The organism is Kineococcus anabasis, assembly GCF_054590795.1.
Window position 1 is genome coordinate 495,877 of record NZ_BAAIHU010000007.1, and the last position, 15,710, is coordinate 511,586.

General features: G+C 75.9%; 14 protein-coding genes. 9 read left to right on the top strand and 5 right to left on the bottom strand.

Annotated elements, in window-relative coordinates:
• Positions 1-11: 11 nt before the first annotated feature.
• The 3 genes from ACYQBY_RS13110 to ACYQBY_RS13120 all read right to left on the bottom strand — a co-directional run bounded on the left by ACYQBY_RS13110 (position 12) and on the right by ACYQBY_RS13120 (position 2,183).
• Positions 12-452 carry an ATP-binding protein gene (locus ACYQBY_RS13110; protein ID WP_459644291.1) on the bottom strand — a complete coding sequence of 147 codons (441 nt, stop codon included), beginning with the start codon at positions 450-452 and terminating at the stop codon, positions 12-14.
• Between the two features lie 78 nt (positions 453-530).
• The gene (locus tag ACYQBY_RS13115) at positions 531-1,025 is read right to left on the bottom strand and encodes a hypothetical protein (RefSeq protein ID WP_459644292.1); all 495 of its coding nucleotides are present in this window, start codon (positions 1,023-1,025) and stop codon (positions 531-533) included.
• 156 nt (positions 1,026-1,181) lie between these two features.
• Positions 1,182-2,183 (bottom strand): GGDEF domain-containing protein, encoded by a 1,002-nt coding sequence (locus tag ACYQBY_RS13120; RefSeq protein ID WP_459644293.1) that lies wholly within the window; start codon positions 2,181-2,183, stop codon positions 1,182-1,184.
• A gap of 198 nt (positions 2,184-2,381) precedes the next feature.
• On the opposite strand from ACYQBY_RS13120, the gene ACYQBY_RS13125 reads away from it, so the two are divergent.
• A complete protein-coding gene (locus tag ACYQBY_RS13125; RefSeq protein ID WP_459644294.1) occupies positions 2,382-5,012 on the top strand; it encodes a bifunctional diguanylate cyclase/phosphodiesterase in 2,631 nt (876 codons plus the stop codon).
• 9 nt (positions 5,013-5,021) lie between these two features.
• Positions 5,022-6,155 carry a spore photoproduct lyase family protein gene (locus ACYQBY_RS13130; RefSeq protein WP_459644295.1) on the top strand — a complete coding sequence of 378 codons (1,134 nt, stop codon included), beginning with the start codon at positions 5,022-5,024 and terminating at the stop codon, positions 6,153-6,155.
• Between the two features lie 28 nt (positions 6,156-6,183).
• On the opposite strand, the gene ACYQBY_RS13135 is transcribed toward ACYQBY_RS13130, so the two are convergent.
• Together ACYQBY_RS13135 and ACYQBY_RS13140 are read right to left on the bottom strand one after the other, a co-directional pair.
• A complete protein-coding gene (locus ACYQBY_RS13135) occupies positions 6,184-7,407 on the bottom strand; it encodes a sensor histidine kinase (RefSeq protein ID WP_459644296.1) in 1,224 nt (407 codons plus the stop codon).
• Positions 7,404-8,054, bottom strand: coding sequence for a response regulator transcription factor (locus ACYQBY_RS13140; RefSeq protein WP_459644297.1), 651 nt, complete (start codon positions 8,052-8,054; stop codon positions 7,404-7,406). The genes ACYQBY_RS13135 and ACYQBY_RS13140 overlap by 4 nt, the downstream gene beginning before the upstream one ends.
• 136 nt (positions 8,055-8,190) lie before the next feature.
• Here ACYQBY_RS13140 and ACYQBY_RS13145 point away from each other — a divergent pair, with 136 nt between their 5' ends.
• The 7 genes from ACYQBY_RS13145 (at position 8,191) to ACYQBY_RS13175 (ending at position 15,681) form a co-directional block, all read left to right on the top strand.
• A complete protein-coding gene (locus ACYQBY_RS13145; RefSeq protein WP_459644298.1) occupies positions 8,191-8,790 on the top strand; it encodes a hypothetical protein in 600 nt (199 codons plus the stop codon).
• A complete protein-coding gene (locus tag ACYQBY_RS13150) occupies positions 8,787-9,905 on the top strand; it encodes a peptidoglycan-binding domain-containing protein (protein WP_459644299.1) in 1,119 nt (372 codons plus the stop codon). Before ACYQBY_RS13145 ends, ACYQBY_RS13150 begins: the two co-directional genes overlap by 4 nt.
• Before the next feature lie 44 nt (positions 9,906-9,949).
• A complete protein-coding gene (locus tag ACYQBY_RS13155; RefSeq protein ID WP_459644400.1) occupies positions 9,950-10,663 on the top strand; it encodes an ABC transporter ATP-binding protein in 714 nt (237 codons plus the stop codon).
• Positions 10,664-10,680: 17 nt separating this feature from the next.
• Entirely contained in the window at positions 10,681-11,895 is a 1,215-nt protein-coding gene (locus ACYQBY_RS13160; protein ID WP_459644401.1) for an ABC transporter permease, read from the top strand.
• 89 nt (positions 11,896-11,984) lie between these two features.
• Positions 11,985-13,526 (top strand): sugar ABC transporter ATP-binding protein, encoded by a 1,542-nt coding sequence (locus tag ACYQBY_RS13165; RefSeq protein ID WP_459644300.1) that lies wholly within the window; start codon positions 11,985-11,987, stop codon positions 13,524-13,526.
• Positions 13,523-14,575 (top strand): ABC transporter permease, encoded by a 1,053-nt coding sequence (locus ACYQBY_RS13170; RefSeq protein WP_459644402.1) that lies wholly within the window; start codon positions 13,523-13,525, stop codon positions 14,573-14,575. Before ACYQBY_RS13165 ends, ACYQBY_RS13170 begins: the two co-directional genes overlap by 4 nt.
• A gap of 50 nt (positions 14,576-14,625) precedes the next feature.
• A complete protein-coding gene (locus tag ACYQBY_RS13175) occupies positions 14,626-15,681 on the top strand; it encodes a substrate-binding domain-containing protein (protein ID WP_459644301.1) in 1,056 nt (351 codons plus the stop codon).
• Positions 15,682-15,710: the final 29 nt, after the last annotated feature.

Genomic DNA, 15,710 nt, shown 5'->3' on the forward strand with positions numbered 1-15,710 from the left:
CGGGGGGACGCTCAGAGCAGGGACTCGACGTCGAACGCGTCGACGGCCTCGGGGAAGCCGTCGGCGCCCATCGACGGGCGCGGCTCGAACCACACCGTCTTGCCGCCACCGGACCCGGCGCCCCGCTCGTCCACACCCCAGTCGTAGGACAGGGAGTCGACGAGGCGCAGGCCGCGGCCGGTGGTGGCGGACAGGTCGAAACGCCGCCGGCGGGGTGGGGCCGGGGACATGTCGGAGACCTCCACGCGCACCCGGCCCAGGTCCGTGCGGCGCACGGTGATCGTCATGGGGGTGCGGCCGTGGAGGACGGCGTTCGTGACGAGCTCGGAGATGCCCAGCTCGGCGGACTCCTCCAGCTCGTCCGCGCCGATGCTCCGCAGCGCCCTGCGCACGTAGCGCCGGGCGGCCGAGACGGCCTGCGCCATGGGGTCCAGGGACAGCGGCTCGCCCACGGGCTCACCCACCGACGTGCCCGCTGCCGCGGGCACCCACCGGGACGGCGCCGACCCCGTCCCGGGGCCGCCCGGCCCTCACGCCTCCGCCCGCCAGGGCCGGGGGGCCGCACCGGCGACCTGCCGCTCGAACTCCTGGAAGACCCACTCCCGGTACTCCGCCACCTCCTGCGGCGGCGCGAGGGTGAGCAGGTGCTCCCCGCGCCGGCAGTACTCGTCGACCTCGGCGAGGACCGTGCGCAGCCGGTGGATGAACGGCACCACGTGCCGCGGGACGCGGTAGACGACATCCGTGCTGTGCTCACCGCGGTCCAGCGCGTCGTCCATCTCCTGGTCCGGCTGGGAGTTGAACGCGCCGTAGGTGCCCCGCACCTCGGCGGCGATGTCCAGCAGCCGTTTGGGGACCGAGTCCGCGACGTGGTGCTGCACGCCGATCTGGATGAGGGCCAGCTCGCGCATCAGCTCCTCGCCGTGCTGGCTGGCCAGCTCGCGCAGGCGCAGGGGCACACCCAGCAGGCGGACCTCGGCGAGGCCGGAGTCGGACGGCGAGTGCGACGGGGAGTCCACGGGCACCCGGCCAGCATCCCACGATCCGCCCGGGAAGCGGGTACCGAGCACCCGGGACGGGGAGGAGCCGGCGCCGCCCGGCCCTCACGACCGCCGGCGCCGCCCGGCCCTCACGACCGCCGGCGCCGCCCGGCCCTCACGACCGCCGGCGCCGCCCGGCCCTCACGACCGCCGGCGCCGCCCGGCCTTGTCGGCGTACATGAGGTGGTCCGCGATCCGCAGCAGCTCGTCGACGGTGGAGGGCAGCGCGGCGGTGACCGCGCCGGTGCTGATGCCGAGGGAGCAGCCGTCGGGTGCGCCGAGCTCCGCGGGCCCGGCGGCGCGCAGCCGGTCGGCGACGGTGAACACCATGTCGGGGGGCAGGTCCTCGCACACGACGACGAACTCGTCACCGCCGACGCGGGCGACGGTGTCGGTGGGACGCACGACGGTCCGCAGCCAGCGCGCGACCGCCACGAGCACCGCGTCGCCGGCCTCGTGGCCGTGCGCGTCGTTGAGGGCCTTGAAGCCGTCGAGGTCGCAGAAGAAGACGGTCGGCGGCCTGCCGGAGCGCTGGGCGCGGTTGAGCGCCTGGGTGAGGCGGTCGACGAGCAGGCGCCGGTTCACCAGCCCGGTGAGGGCGTCGTGGGTGGCGTGGTGCTCGACCTCGACGAGCAGGACGGCCATCTCCAGGTGCCTGCGGCGCAGCTCCAGCAGGGCCTCGACCTGGCCGGCGACGTCCCGCAGGGCGGCGAGCTGGACGGGGTGCAGGCTGCGGACGAGGGGGTCGACGACGCAGAGGGAGCCGACGGCGTGGCCGCGGTGGTCGTGCAGGGGGACGCCGGCGTAGAGGCGCGCGGAGGCCAGGCGCCCGGTGACGAAGGGGTTGTCGGCGAAGCGCACGTCGCGCGAGGCGTCGGCGACGTGGATCACGTCGTCCACGGCGACGACGTGGGCGCACATGGAGTCCTCGCGGGGTGCCTCGCCGGGCGTCATCCCCGTGGCGGCGGCCTGCCACTGCCGGTGGCTGTCGATGAGGTTGACGACGCCGACGGGTGCGCCGGTGACGTACACGGCGAGCCGGGTGAGGGCCTCCAGGTCCGGCGCGGGCGGCTGGTCGAGCACCCCGAGGCGGTGCAGCGCGGCGACGCGCTCCGCCTCGCCGACGGGCAAGGGTGCTCTCACGCTGGTCTCCGGGGCCGGGTGGACGTGGACCCGGTGACCATCGGCGCCCGCGGGGCCCGGCCGGAGCGGGCGGGCCGGGCTTCACCCGGTCGGCCGCAGCGCCGGGCCCCGCGGAGGACGGCCGCGTCGCCACGGCCGTCCTCCCGCCCTACTGTTGTTTCTCTGTGTAGTCATGTGATTACTCAGAGAGGAGAGGTGGTGGCAGGCAGCACCGCGAGGGCATGGCTGCGCACCGCGGCCTGGGCCACGGCGTTCGTCCTCACCGCGCTCGTGGGGCGCGCCACCCGTCTGGAGCTGCCGCCCTTCGCCTTCGTGTGGCCGGCCGGGGGCGTGGGCGTCCTCTGGCTCGTCCTGTCCCCCACCGCCCGCAGGTACCGGGTCGAGCTGCCCGTGCTGGCGCTGGCCGCCTGGGGCGTGAACCTCGCCACCGGCTCCGGCGCCGCCATGGCCCTGGGCTTCGGGGCGGCCAACGCCCTCCACGCAGCCGTCGGCTGCGCCGTCCTGCGGCGGCTCGGCGCACACCACGCGCTCCGGCTGCGGGACACCCGGGGGCTGGTGGCCGTCGGGGTCGCCGCGCTCGCGGGCGCCGCGGCCAGCGCCCCGGTCAGCCTCCTGGCCACGCCCCCCGGCAGCGCGGGGGAGGCGGTGTCCACGGCCCTGCCGTGGGTGGTGCGCTACGGGGCCAGCAGCGCGGTGGTCATGACGTTCGTGCTGGCCTGGCGGGTGCGGCGGGGCGACCGGCGCCACGGCCGCCCGCCGGCGGAGGGGCCCGGGCCGTGGGAGGCCGCCGGGCTCGTCGCGCTGTCCGCCGCGGTGTACGCGGCCCTGTTCGGCGGCCGCTCCGAGCACGGCATGGTGTTCCTGGCGCTGCCGGTCACCGTGCTCGTGGGCTGGCGGTGCGGACCCGCCTGGACCGCCACCCACGGCGTGCTGACGGCCGCGGTGGCGGTGGTCGCGACCCTGGACGGGCGCGGGCCGTTCGCCGGGATCGGGTCGGTGCCCCTGCGCACCGCCGCGGTGCAGGCCTTCATCGCCGTCGTGGGCCTGGTCGGGCTGGCCCTCAGCGTGGAGGTCGGCCAGCGCCACGACGCGCTGCTCGCCTCCCGGCGCCGCGCCGACGCCCTGGAGCGGACCCTGCAGACGGCGGTCGTCGGCAACGCGCTGCTCTCGCTCGCCCCCGCGACCCGGGGCCTGGTCCGCTACGCCAACCCCGCGCTGCGCGCGTGGTGGGGCTCGGGCACGGACCGGCCGCTGGAGGGCACACCGTGGCTGGACCTGCTCGGCAGGACCGAGCGCGACGGGTTCCGCCGCGTCCTGGAGGACCTGGCCCACGGGCGGCTCGCGAGCTGGGACGGGGAGCTGCGCCTGCACGTCCTCGACGGCTCCGAGCGCTTCTGCCACGCGGCGGCGGCACGCCTGGCGCTGCCCGCCGACGACGGCGGCGCCTGCGAGGAGCCGGTCGCGAACGTGCAGCTGGTGGACATCAGCGAGCGCAAGGCCCTGGAGGCCCGCCTGGTGCACCAGGCCCTGCACGACCAGCTCACGGGCCTGCCGAACCGGGCCCTGCTGCGGGAGCGGGTGGAGCAGGCGCTGGCGGCGCAGTCGCGCAGCGGCCGCACCCTCGCGCTGGTCTTCTTCGACCTCGACCACTTCAAGAAGATCAACGACTCCCTGGGGCACGCCGCGGGCGACGAGGTCCTGCACGCCGTCGCCGCGCGGCTGTCGGCAGCCGTGCGCCCCGGCGACACGGTCGCGCGGATCGGCGGCGACGAGTTCGTCGTCTGCTGCCCGGACGTCGGCACCCCCGCCGACGCCTCCGAGATCGCCACCCGCCTGCTGGCCGCGGCGTGCCGCCCGGTGGAGGTCGGGGGCCGCGGGGTGCAGGTGAGCCTCAGCGCGGGCATCACGCTGGCGCGCCCCGGCGCGGCCGCGGCGGACCTGCTGCGGGAGTCGGACACCGCGATGTACGAGGCGAAGGCGACGGGCCGGGGGCGGGTGGAGTTCTTCAGCGAGGCCCTCTACGACCGGGCCCGGCGCAACCTGCAGCTGGAGGACGAGCTGCGCCGGGCGCTGGCCGGCGGGCAGTTCGTGCTGCACCACCAGCCGATCGTGGACCTGTCGACGGGCCGGGTGGAGGCCGTGGAGGCCCTGGCGCGCTGGGAGCACCCGCAGCGCGGGCTGCTGGCGCCGGGCGAGTGGCTGGCCGTGGCGGAGAACTGCGGGCTGATGGCGGACCTGGGCACCGTCATCCTGCGCGACGCGCTGCGGCAGTGGCCGGGGCTGGCCGCGCTGCACGGCGAGCACCTCTCCGTCCACGTCAACGTCAGCGCCGCCCAGCTGCACGACGGCCGCCTCGCCGAGCGGGTGGCCGCCGCGCTGGGCGAGAGCGGCACCCCCGCGGACCGCGTGGTCCTGGAGCTGACCGAGACGCAGCTGCTGAGGGTGCAGGACTCGCTGGTGGCCGACCTGCAGCGCGTCCGCGCGCTGGGTGTGCGCCTGGCGGCCGACGACTTCGGCACGGGGTACTCCTCGCTGACGCAGCTGACCGACCTGCCGATCGACGAGGTGAAGATCGACCGGCAGTTCGTGGCGGCCATGGGCACCGACCCGCGCAGCCGGGCCGTCGTGCACGGGGTGCTGGCGATGGCGCGGGAGATGGGGCTGGCCGTCGTCGCGGAGGGGGTGGAGACGCCGGAGACCGCCGCGCAGCTCGGCCGCGCGGGGTGCCGGGCGGCGCAGGGGTACCTGTGGGGCCGGCCCCGGCAGGTCATCGACCTGCGCACGCCCGCCGAGGTGCGACCGGATGCCGGTGTCGGGGGCGGCTGGTAGCAAGGGGTCGTGCCCGCCGCACAGCCCTCCCCCGCCCAGCCCGTTCCCACCCGGACCTCCCCCGGACAGCCCTCCCCCCGCCCGGCCCGGCCGCTGCTCGACGTCCGCCGCCTGTGGGCCGAGCCCGCCGCACTGGCCAGCCCGCGCGGCCGGCAGGTGCGCGAGCGCTTCCCGGCCGCGGAGGTCGTGGAGGTCGCCTCGCACTGGAACATCCCCGAGCTGCACGGCAACGCCGGCAACGTCGAGCGCTGGGTCCGGGTCAAGACGGAGGACCTCGTCCTCGGCGTGAAGAAGTCCCTCGCGGCGCGGCCCAACGGGCGCTCGGCGGACTTCATCGCCCCCTCCAGCGCCAACGGCTGCGCGATGGCCTGCGCCTACTGCTACGTGCCCCGGCGCAAGGGCTACGCCAACCCCATCACGGTGTTCACCAACATCGAGGAGATCACCGCCTACCTGGAGCGGCACATCCGGCGGCAGGGCCCCAAGGCGGAGCCGAACCAGTGCGACCCGGCGGCGTGGGTGTACGACCTCGGGGAGAACAGCGACTGCTCGGTCGACGCCCTCGTCAGCGACAACGTCGCGGACCTGATCGCCCTCTTCCGCGGCTCCCCGACGGCGAAGGCGTCGTTCGCGACGAAACACGTCAACCGCGGCCTGCTCGACCTCGACCCCCGCGGGCGCACCCGCATCCGGTTCTCCGTCATGCCGCCCGCCGACGCCCGGCAGCTCGACCTGCGCACCACTCCCGTGCCGGAGCGGATCGCCGCGGTCGACGACTTCGTGGCCGCGGGGTACGAGGTCCACCTGAACCTCTCCCCCGTCGTGCTGCGCGGCGGGTGGCTGCACGACTGGGCGGAGCTGCTGCGCCACCTCGACGACGTGCTCTCCCCGGCCGCCAAGGCGCAGGCCGCCGCCGAGGTCATCCTCCTGACGCACAACGAGGAGCTGCACGAGGTGAACCTGGGCTGGCACCCGCGCGCGGAGCAGGTGCTGTGGCGCCCGGACCTGCAGGAGCGCAAGGTCTCCCAGAACGGTGCCGTGAACGTGCGCTACGACCGCGCGAACAAGGCCCGCGCGGTGCAGGCGGTGCGCGACCTGGTGGCCCAGCACGCGCCGTGGCTGGGCATCCGCTACGCCTTCTGAGCGGCGGCCCCTGCCGCCGGCACGGCACTCACGTCCGTGGCAGGGACACCCGCACGAGGAGGCCTCCGCCCGGGCGGGGGTGCGCGCGGACGGTCCCGCCGTGCGCGGAGGCGATCATGCGCACGATCGACAGCCCCAGCCCGGCGCCGCGGTCGCCCGGGTGGGCGAGGCGCTGCGCGCCGCGCCGGAACGGCTCGAACAACCGCTCGACGTCGTCCTCGGGCACGACCGGGCCGGTGTTGGCGACGGTGAGCGCGGCGGCGCCGTCCACCACCCCCACCTCGACCTCCACGTCGCCGCCGTCGTGGTTGTGCCGCACGGCGTTGTGCAGCAGGTTGAGCACGAGCCGCTCCAGCAGGACCGGGTCGCCGCGGACGACGGCCGGAGCGGTGGTGGCGGAGACGGTGAGGTCGCGGGCGCGCGCCTCCCCGCCCACCTGTGCGACGGCCGCGCGCGCCAGGTCCGCGACGTCGGTCGCCTCACGCCGGGCGGGTTCGCGTTCCCCCCGGGCCAGCAGCAGGAGCCCGTCGATGAGCTGCTCGCTGCGCCGCACCGACTGCAGCAGGACGGGCCCGACGGCGCGCAGGTCGGCCGAGGCGTCGGGGTCGCCCATCGCGACCTCCAGCACGGTCTGCGTCGTGGCCAGGGGGGTGCGCAGCTCGTGGGAGGCGTTGGCGACGAACATCCGCTGCCCGTCGAAGGAGCGGTCCAGCCGTTCCAGCATCGCGTCGAAGGTGTCGGCGAGCTCCTTCAGCTCGTCGTGCGGGCCCTCCAGGGCGATGCGCTCCGACAGGACCCCGCTGTGGGCGACGCGGCGGGCGGTCGCCGTCATGCGCGAGACCGGCGCCAGCGCCCGGCCCGCCAGGACCCGGCCCACGACGACGGCGGTGAGGGTCCCCAGCAGCACCACGAGCACGGAGGAGCGCACCAGGTCCTGCAGGATCGCCTCCTGCAGCCGGGCCACGCTCTCGGCCAGCGGGATCGTGACGCGGGTGGTGGACGGGGTGGGCACGGCCGGCCTGGCGGCGACGCCCGGCGTCGCCTCGCCGTCGACGGTGGCGACGACGATCGCGGACCGCTGCTCCAGGCTCGCGCGCACGAGCAGCGCGAGGATGGTGACGATCACGGTGCCGGCCACGAGGAACGTCCCGCCCTGGAGCAGGGCCATCCGCCAGCGCAGCGGGAGCGGCCCGCGCACCCGCCCGGCGAGGGGCGGCCGGGGGCCGTCGTAGGCCGCGGCGTCGCCCGTCACGGGATGCGGTACCCGGTGCCGGGCAGCGTCTCCACCAGGGCCGGCGCCCCCAGCTTCCGGCGCAGCGTCATCACCGTGACACGGACGACGGTGGTGAAGGGGTCGGCGTTCTCGTCCCACACCTTCTCCAGCAGCCGTTCCGCGCTGACGACCGCGCCGTTCGCCCGCAGCAGTTCCTCCAGGACCCCGAACTCCTTGCGGCCCAGCCCGAGCCAGCGGCCGTCGCGGTACGCCTCCAACCGGGCGGGGTCCAGCCGCAGCCCGGCGCGCTCCAGGACGGGGGCCACCGCCGGGGCGCTCCGCCGTCCCAGCGCGCGGCAGCGGGCGACGAGCTCGGCGAAGGCGAACGGTTTGGGCAGGTAGTCGTCCGCCCCGAGGTCCAGCCCCTCCACGCGGTCCGCCAGCGCACCGGAGGCCGTGAGCATGAGGATGCGGACCTCGCCGCCGGCCAGCCGTCGGCACACCTCGTCGCCGTGCACCACGGGCAGGTCGCGGTCGAGGACGACGACGTCGTAGTCGTTGACCGCCGCCCGCTCCAGGGCCGCCCCGCCGTCGTGGCCGACGTCGACCGCCATGCCCGCCCGCCGCAGCCCGGTGGCGATGGCGTCGGCGAGGACCGTCTCGTCCTCCACCACCAGGACCCTCACGGCGCGCTCCTCATGCCGCCACTGTGCCGCACGGGGTGTGAGGCCGGTGTGAGTTCCGGGACTCACCACGGTCACACGACCGCTCCGCTGGCATGGGCGTCCCGGCGGCAGGGCGCCGCCGGGACGAGGAGGCGACATGAGCACCACGACGGGAACTCCCACCGGCACCACCCGGGGGCGCATGACGAGGCGGCGGCTGACGCCGGTCCTGCTGGTGGGCACCCTGCTGCTCGGTGCCTGCGGGCAGGGCGCCGGTGGGGCGGGCGAACCGGTCGCCGGTGCCGCGGGCGGTGCCGGGAGCCCGGCCCCCGCACCGGAGAGGTCGCTCAGCCCCGAGGAGGCCGGGCTGCGGTTCGCCCGGTGCATGCGCGAGAACGGCGTGGACGTGCCGGACCCGGAGCCCGGCACCGGGGGCCGGATGGGCATCCCCGCGGACGGCAGCGTCGACGCGGAGGCCGTGCAGGAGGCGCACGAGGCGTGCGAGGAGTTCGCGCCGGCCGGAACGGGATCCGGCGCGGTGGACCCGGAGGTGCAGGACCGGATGCGCGACTTCGCGAAGTGCATGCGCGAGAACGGCGTGGACGTGCCGGATCCCGGGCCCGGCGGCGGGCCGGTCGTCATCGGCCCCGAGGCCGCCGGGGTACCGCAGGCCGTGCAGGAGGCGGCGAACGAGGCCTGCATGCCGCTGCTGGAACTCGGCGGCGGCGCGTCCGCACCGGTGGGAGCCAGCAGGTGAGCACCGAGGTGGGCACCGGCGGTGTCGGGGAGCGGAACCGGCCGGGGAACCGGCGTGGAGCGGGGCGGCGGGTGCTGGCGGGCGGGATCGTCGTCGGCACCGTCGTCGCGGCGGGCGCCGTCGCGCTGACCACCCGCGGCGACGGCGGCCAGGAGGCGGCGGCCGAGGGCCCGCCGCGGGCAACGGCGCAGGTCACCCGCACCGACCTCGTCGAGCGCGAGGACGTCGCCGGAACCCTCGGCTACGCCGGGGGCCGGACCCTGTCGGCAGGGACCGCCGGCACCTGGACCTCCCTGGCCGAGGAGGGCAGCACCCTCACCTCCGGCGGGGTGCTGTGGCGGATCGACGAGCGCCCGACCGTGCTGCTGCGCGGCGAGCTGCCCGCCTACCGGCGGCTGGCACCGGGCACCGGGGGGGAGGACGTGCGCCAGTTCGAGCAGGCGCTGCGGGAGCTGGGGTTCACCGGCTTCACGGTGGACGAGGAGTACACCGCCCGGACCGCCCGGGCCGTCAGGAGGTGGCAGGAGGAGCTGGGCGCCGTGCGCGACGGCACCGTCGACCTCGGCGACGTCGTCTTCACCCCCACCGACGTGCGGGTGGCGCAGTGGGAGGTCGGTGTCGGCGACGCCGCGCAGGCCGGGCAGGCCGCGCTGGTCACCACGGGCACGGCGCGGGTCGTCCGCCTCCGCCTGGAGGTGGAGGACCTGCCGCTGGCCCGCCGCGACGCCCGCGTCGAGGTGGTCCTGCCGGACGGGTCCCGCACCGGTGGGCGCGTGACGTCCGTGGGGACCGTGGCTGAGGAGGACTCCGACGAGGAGGGCGAGGCCACCGTGGAGGTGGAGGTGGAGGTGGCGCTCGACCCCGCCGACGCCGCCGCAGGCCTCGACGGCGCACCCGTGACCGTGAGCATGGAGAGCGAGCGGCACGCGGGGGTGCTCACCGTGCCCGTCGGGGCGCTGCTCGCGCTCGCCGAGGGCGGCTTCGGGGTGCGCGTCGTGGAGGGCGCCGGCACCCGCGTCGTGGCCGTGGAGCCGGGTGCCTCCGCCGACGGCCGCGTCGAGGTCAGCGGCCGGGACGTCACCGAGGGCGCCCGGGTGGAGGTGCCGTCGTCGTGAGCGCACCGCTGCAGCGGGCCCACCGGCCTGACGTCGTCATCGGGATGCAGGACGTGCGGCGCGCCTACCCCGGCGGCGTGCACGCCCTGCGCGGGGTGGACCTGCACGTCCGTCCCGGCGAGCTGGTCGCCGTCGTCGGCCCGTCCGGATCGGGCAAGTCCACCCTGCTCAACCTCGCGGGGACCCTCGACCGGCCCAGCTCCGGTCGCGTCGTCGTCGCCGGTCACGACGTGACGGACCTGCCCGACGCCGGGCTGTCGGGGCTGCGGGCCCGCTCGATCGGGTTCGTCTTCCAGTCCTTCCACCTCACCACCGGCGCCCCGGCGCTGGAGGTGGTCGCCGACGGGCTGCTCTACGCCGGCGTCCCCGTCCGCCGCCGGCGCGAACGTGCCAGGGTGGCGCTGGAGCGGGTGGGGCTGGGCCACCGGCTCGGGCACCGCCCGCACGAGCTGTCCGGCGGGGAGCGCCAGCGCGTGGCGGTCGCGCGGGCCGTCGTCGGCGAGCCGCCCCTCCTGCTGGCCGACGAGCCCACCGGAAACCTGGACTCCGCGGCCGGGGCGGTGGTGCTGACCCTGCTGCGCGAGCTCAACGCCGCCGGCACGGCGGTGGTCGTCGTGACCCACGACCCCGGTGTCGCCGCGGAGCTGCCACGTCGGATCGAGGTCCGCGACGGCCTGGTCGTCGCCGACGTCGTCACGGGCGCCACCGCACGTGCCTCCACCGGCGCCTCCGCGCTCACCGCTGGGAGGCCCTCGTGAGCGCCGGGCCGACCCCGGTGCGCCCGGTCGGCGACGGCCCGGACGCCGGACCCCCGCCACCACCGCGCCTGGGCGCCGGCGACCTGCTGCGGGTCGGGCTGTCCGGAGCGCGGCGGCGCCCGCTGCGGGTGGTTCTGGCCGCCCTCGGGGTGGCGGTCGCGATCGCCGCGATGGTCGGGGTGGTCGGCATCTCCGCCTCCAGCCGGGCGCAGCTGGACCAGCGCCTGGAACGCCTGGGCACCGACCTGCTCACCGTCACCCCGGGCAGCACCCTGTTCGGGGAGGACGCGGAGCTGCCGCGGGAGTCGGTCGGCATGGTCCGCCGCATCGGCCCGGTGGAGCACGTCTCGGCCACCGGCCTGACGGAGACCACCGTGCGCCGCAGCCCCTACGTGGACGAGGCCGAGACCGGCGGCATCGGCGTGCAGGCCGTCACCCCGGAACTGCTCTCCACGCTGCGCACGGCCGTGGCGCACGGGCGCTGGCTGGACGCGGCGACCGCGCGCTACCCCGCCGTGGTGCTGGGGCCCGTGGCGGCCGAACGGCTGGGTGCGCAGGTCGGGCAGCGGGTCTGGATCTCGGGCACCTGGTTCGCCGTGGTCGGCGTCCTCGGGCCGGTGGAGCTGGCCCCGGAGATCGAGCGCTCCGCACTGGTCGGCTGGCAGGCGGCCGAGGAGCTGCTCGGGTTCGACGGGCACCCCACCACCCTCTACGAGCGCTCCGCCGACGGCGCCGTGGAGGACGTGCGGCAGGTGCTGGCCCGCACGGTGAACCCGCAGGCCCCGGAGGAGGTCGACATCTCCCGGCCCTCCGACGCCCTGGAGGCGCGGGCCGCGGCCGACGACGCGTTCACCGGTCTCCTGCTCGGCCTGGGCGCCGTGGCGCTGCTCGTGGGCGGTGTCGGCGTCGCGAACACCATGGTGGTCTCGGTCCTGGAGCGGCGCGGGGAGATCGGCCTGCGCCGCGCACTGGGGGCGACCCGCGGCGCGGTGCGCCTGCAGTTCCTGGTGGAATCCTCGCTGCTGGCCGCGCTGGGCGGGGCGGCGGGAGTGCTGCTGGGTGCTGCGGTGACCGCGGGGTACGCCACGTCGCGGGGCTGGCCGGTGACCCTGCCCCCTGCGGCCGTCCTGGGAGCGCTCGGGGCGACCCTGCTCGTCGGGGCCGTTGCGGGCCTCTACCCGGCGGCCCGGGCGGCGCGCCTGAGCCCCACCGAGGCGCTGTCGGTCCCCTGAGCGGGCGTCCCCGTCCCCGAAACTTTTCCGCCCCCGGCCGCGCGGGACGGCTCGTTGACTTCCCCCCACGCCGTTCCTACTGTCCGCTCATGGTCGACGGAGACCGCGGGGAGAACTCCCCACTCCTGGCGATGCGCGGGATCGTCAAGCACTTCCCCGGCGTGAAGGCGCTGGACGGCGTGGACCTCGACGTGCGCGCCGGGGAGGTCCACTGCCTGCTGGGGCAGAACGGGGCGGGCAAGTCGACGCTCATCAGGGTCCTCGCCGGGGCGCACCGCCCGGACGCCGGGGAGATCCTCTGGAACGGGCGGCAGGTCACGCTGCCGGACCCGCAGGCCGCGCTGGCGCTCGGGATCGCCACCATCTACCAGGAGCTGGACCTGGTGGACGGGCTGAGCGTCGCGGAGAACATCACCCTGGGCCGGGAACGCTCCCGGGCGGGGCTCACCCGCGGCTCGGCGACGAACCGGCTCGCGGCGGAACTGCTGCACCGGCTCGGGCACCCGGAGATCTTCCCCACCACCGAGGTGGGGGAGCTGTCCGCGGCGGGCAAGCAGGTCGTCAGCATGGCGCGGGCGCTCTCGCAGGACGCGCGGCTGCTCGTCCTCGACGAGCCGTCCGCGGTGCTGGGGCAGGACGAGGTGGAACGGCTGTTCGGCGTCCTGGCCGACCTGACCGCCTCGGGCGTCGCCGTGGTCTACATCAGCCACCGCCTGGAGGAGATCCGCCGCATCGGCAACCGCGTCACCGTCCTGAAGGACGGGCGCACCGTGGCCACCGGGTTGCAGGTGGCGGACACGCCCACCTCGGAGGTGGTGCGGCTGATGACGGGCCGGTCCATCGAGTACGTCTTCCCCCCGCGCCCGGAGGCGGTGCCGCCGCGCGGGGAGCCCGCCGTCCTGCAGGTGCGGGGGCTCTCCCGCGCCCGGGAGTTCGAGCCGCTGGACCTGGACGTGCACGCCGGGGAGGTCGTGGGACTGGCCGGCCTGGTGGGCTCGGGCCGCTCGGAGATCGTGGAGACCGTGTACGGGGCCCGGCGGGCGAGCACCGGCAGCGTGAGCGTCGGCGGGCGCCGCGTGCGCCCGGGGGACGTCGCCGCCGCCGTGGCCGCCGGGATCGGCCTGTCGCCGGAGGAGCGCAAGAGCCAGGGCCTCGTGCTGGACGAGGCCGTGTACCGCAACGTCTCCCTGGCCAGCCTCGGCAGGTTCTCCCGCGGGGGTTTCCTGCGCCGCGCCGCCGAGCGCGCCGCGGCACGCGAGCAGGTCGCGGCCCTGGACGTGCGCCCGGCCGACGTGGACCGCGCGGTGCGGCTGCTGTCCGGCGGCAACCAGCAGAAGGTCCTGCTGGCCAGGTGGCTGCTGCGCGGCTGCCGGGTGCTGCTGCTGGACGAGCCGACGCGCGGGGTGGACGTCGGCGCCCGCGCGGAGATCTACGCGCTGGTGCGCTCCCTGGCCGACGCGGGCGTGGCCGTGCTCGTGGTCTCCAGCGAGATCGAGGAGGTGCTCGGGCTGGCCGACCGGGTGCTGGTGGTCTCCGACGGCCGGGTCGTCCACGACGGCCCCGCACAGGACCTGGACGAGCACCGGGTGCTGAACCTGGTGATGGAGGGGAGCACCGCGTGGGCGACATGACGACGGCCTCGGCCGGTGGCGGGACGACGGGCGGGGCGGGGCTGCCACCGGCCCCGGCCCGCGCACCGGCCGGGCACCGGGGCGGGGCACCGGGAGGCCTGCGCGGCTCCCTCGGCCGCAACCTCGGCCTGCTCATCGCGCTGGTGCTGCTGTGCGCGGCGGGTTACGCCACCGCCGGGGAGCGCTTCGCGAGCGTGGACAACCTCCTGACGGTGCTGCGCGCGGCGTCGGTCGTCGGCGTGGTGAGCATCGGGATGACCTTCGTCATCACCGGCGGCGGGATCGACCTGTCCGTGGGGGCGATCCTGGCGCTGTCGTCGGTGTGGGCCTCGACCCTGGCGACGCAGGCGATGGCGCAGGAGCTGCACTGGACGGTGATGGTGTTCACCGCCCTGCTCGTGGGCGGGGTCTGCGGCCTGGTCAACGGGGTGCTCATCGCCTACGGCCGGGTGGTGGCGTTCATCGCGACGCTGGCGATGCTGGCCGCCGCCCGCGGCCTGGCGGAGATCATCTCCAACCGCAAGACGCAGATCGTCACCGTGGACGGGTTCACGGACGCCCTCTCCGGCAACGTTCTCGGGATCCCCCGGCTGGTCGTGGTGTTCGCGCTGGTCGCCGCGGGTGGCTGGGTCCTGCTGAACCGCACGACGTTCGGGCGGCGCACCGTCGCGGTCGGCGGCAACGCGGAGGCCGCACGCCTGGCGGGCATCCGGGTGCAGCGGCACACCGTGGCGCTGTACGTGCTGCTCGGGGTGACGTGCGGCGTGGCGGCGCTGATGCTCATGGCCCGCACCACCACCGGCAGCGCCACCCACGGCGGCCTCCTCGAGCTGGAGGCGATCGCCGCCGTGGTCATCGGCGGGACCCTGCTCTCCGGTGGCCGGGGCACCATCTCCGGCACCGTCCTCGGCGTCCTCATCTTCACGACGCTGAGCAACGTCTTCGTCCTGAACAACCTGTCGATCTCCGCCCAGTCGCTCGCGAAGGGCCTGATCATCGTCGTCGCGGTGCTGCTCCAGCAGCGCGTCGCGGCCCGCACCCGCTCCTGAGGACCCCGGGCCACCGCGTCCGGGCACCGCACCGAGAACCTGGAGGAACCATGTCCCCGAGCCTCTCCCGGCCGCACCGCCGGCTGCTGGCGTCCGCCGCCCCGGTGCTCGGCGCCGCGGTGCTGCTGGCCGGCTGCACGAGCAACACCCCGGAGCAGCCGCAGCGCGAGGAGCCCCGCGCCGCCGCGGCCGGCGGCAACGACGAGCCCGGCGAGAAGGTCACCATCGGTTTCTCCGCTCCCGCCGCGGACCACGGCTGGATGGCCGCCATCACGGACGCGGCGAAGAAGGAGGCCGGGCGCTACGAGGACGTGGAGTTCGTCGTCGCCGAGGGCACCAACGACGTGAACCAGCAGATCAGCCAGGTGGAGACGTTCATCAACGACGAGGTCGACGCCATCGTGCTGCTGCCCTTCGACGGCGCCGCCCTGACGCCGGTGGCGCTGCAGGCGATGGAGGCCGGGATCCCGGTGGTCAACGTCGACCGGGAGCTGTCCAGCCCCTTCGCCTCCCGCGTGACGGTGCTCGGTGACAACTACGGCATGGGGGTGTCCGCCGGCACGTACATCTGCTCCGCGCTGGAGGGCAAGCAGGACGCCGTCGTCGCCGAGATCGCGGGGATCGACAGCCTGCCGCTGACGCAGGACCGCAGCCGCGGCTTCGCGGACGCCCTGAAGGAGTGCGGTCTGGACGTGGACAACCGGGTGGCGGCGGAGTTCACGGTGGAGTCCGGGGAGCGGTCCGCGGCGAACCTGCTCCAGGCCGCGCCGAGGATCGACGCGATCTGGAACCACGACGACGACCAGGGCGTGGGCGTGCTGGCGGCCGTGAAGAACGCGGGCCGCGACGAGTTCGTCATGGTCGGCGGCGCGGGCTCGGCGAACGTGATGCGCTCCATCGAGGCGGACGACTCGGTCGTGAAGGCCACCGTCATCTACCCCTCCACGCAGGCGGCGGACGGGGTGCGCCTGGCCCGGCTGCTGGTGCAGGGCAAAGCCCTCGGGGACCTCGTGGAGGTGGAGGTGCCCCGGCAGGTGCAGCTCTACGCGCCCGTCGTCACGAAGGAGAACGTGGGCGAGCACCTGCCCACGGCGTTCGAGTCCTGAGCGCGGGACCCGGGTGGCCGGGGTGGGGG

Coding starts and splice junctions, on each gene's coding strand:
- ACYQBY_RS13165 (WP_459644300.1), top strand. CDS start 11,985: ATGGTCGACGGAGACCGCGGGGAGAACTCCCCACTCCTGGCGATGCGC.
- ACYQBY_RS13170 (WP_459644402.1), top strand. CDS start 13,523: ATGACGACGGCCTCGGCCGGTGGCGGGACGACGGGCGGGGCGGGGCTG.
- ACYQBY_RS13155 (WP_459644400.1), top strand. CDS start 9,950: ATGCAGGACGTGCGGCGCGCCTACCCCGGCGGCGTGCACGCCCTGCGC.
- ACYQBY_RS13145 (WP_459644298.1), top strand. CDS start 8,191: ATGAGCACCACGACGGGAACTCCCACCGGCACCACCCGGGGGCGCATG.
- ACYQBY_RS13175 (WP_459644301.1), top strand. CDS start 14,626: ATGTCCCCGAGCCTCTCCCGGCCGCACCGCCGGCTGCTGGCGTCCGCC.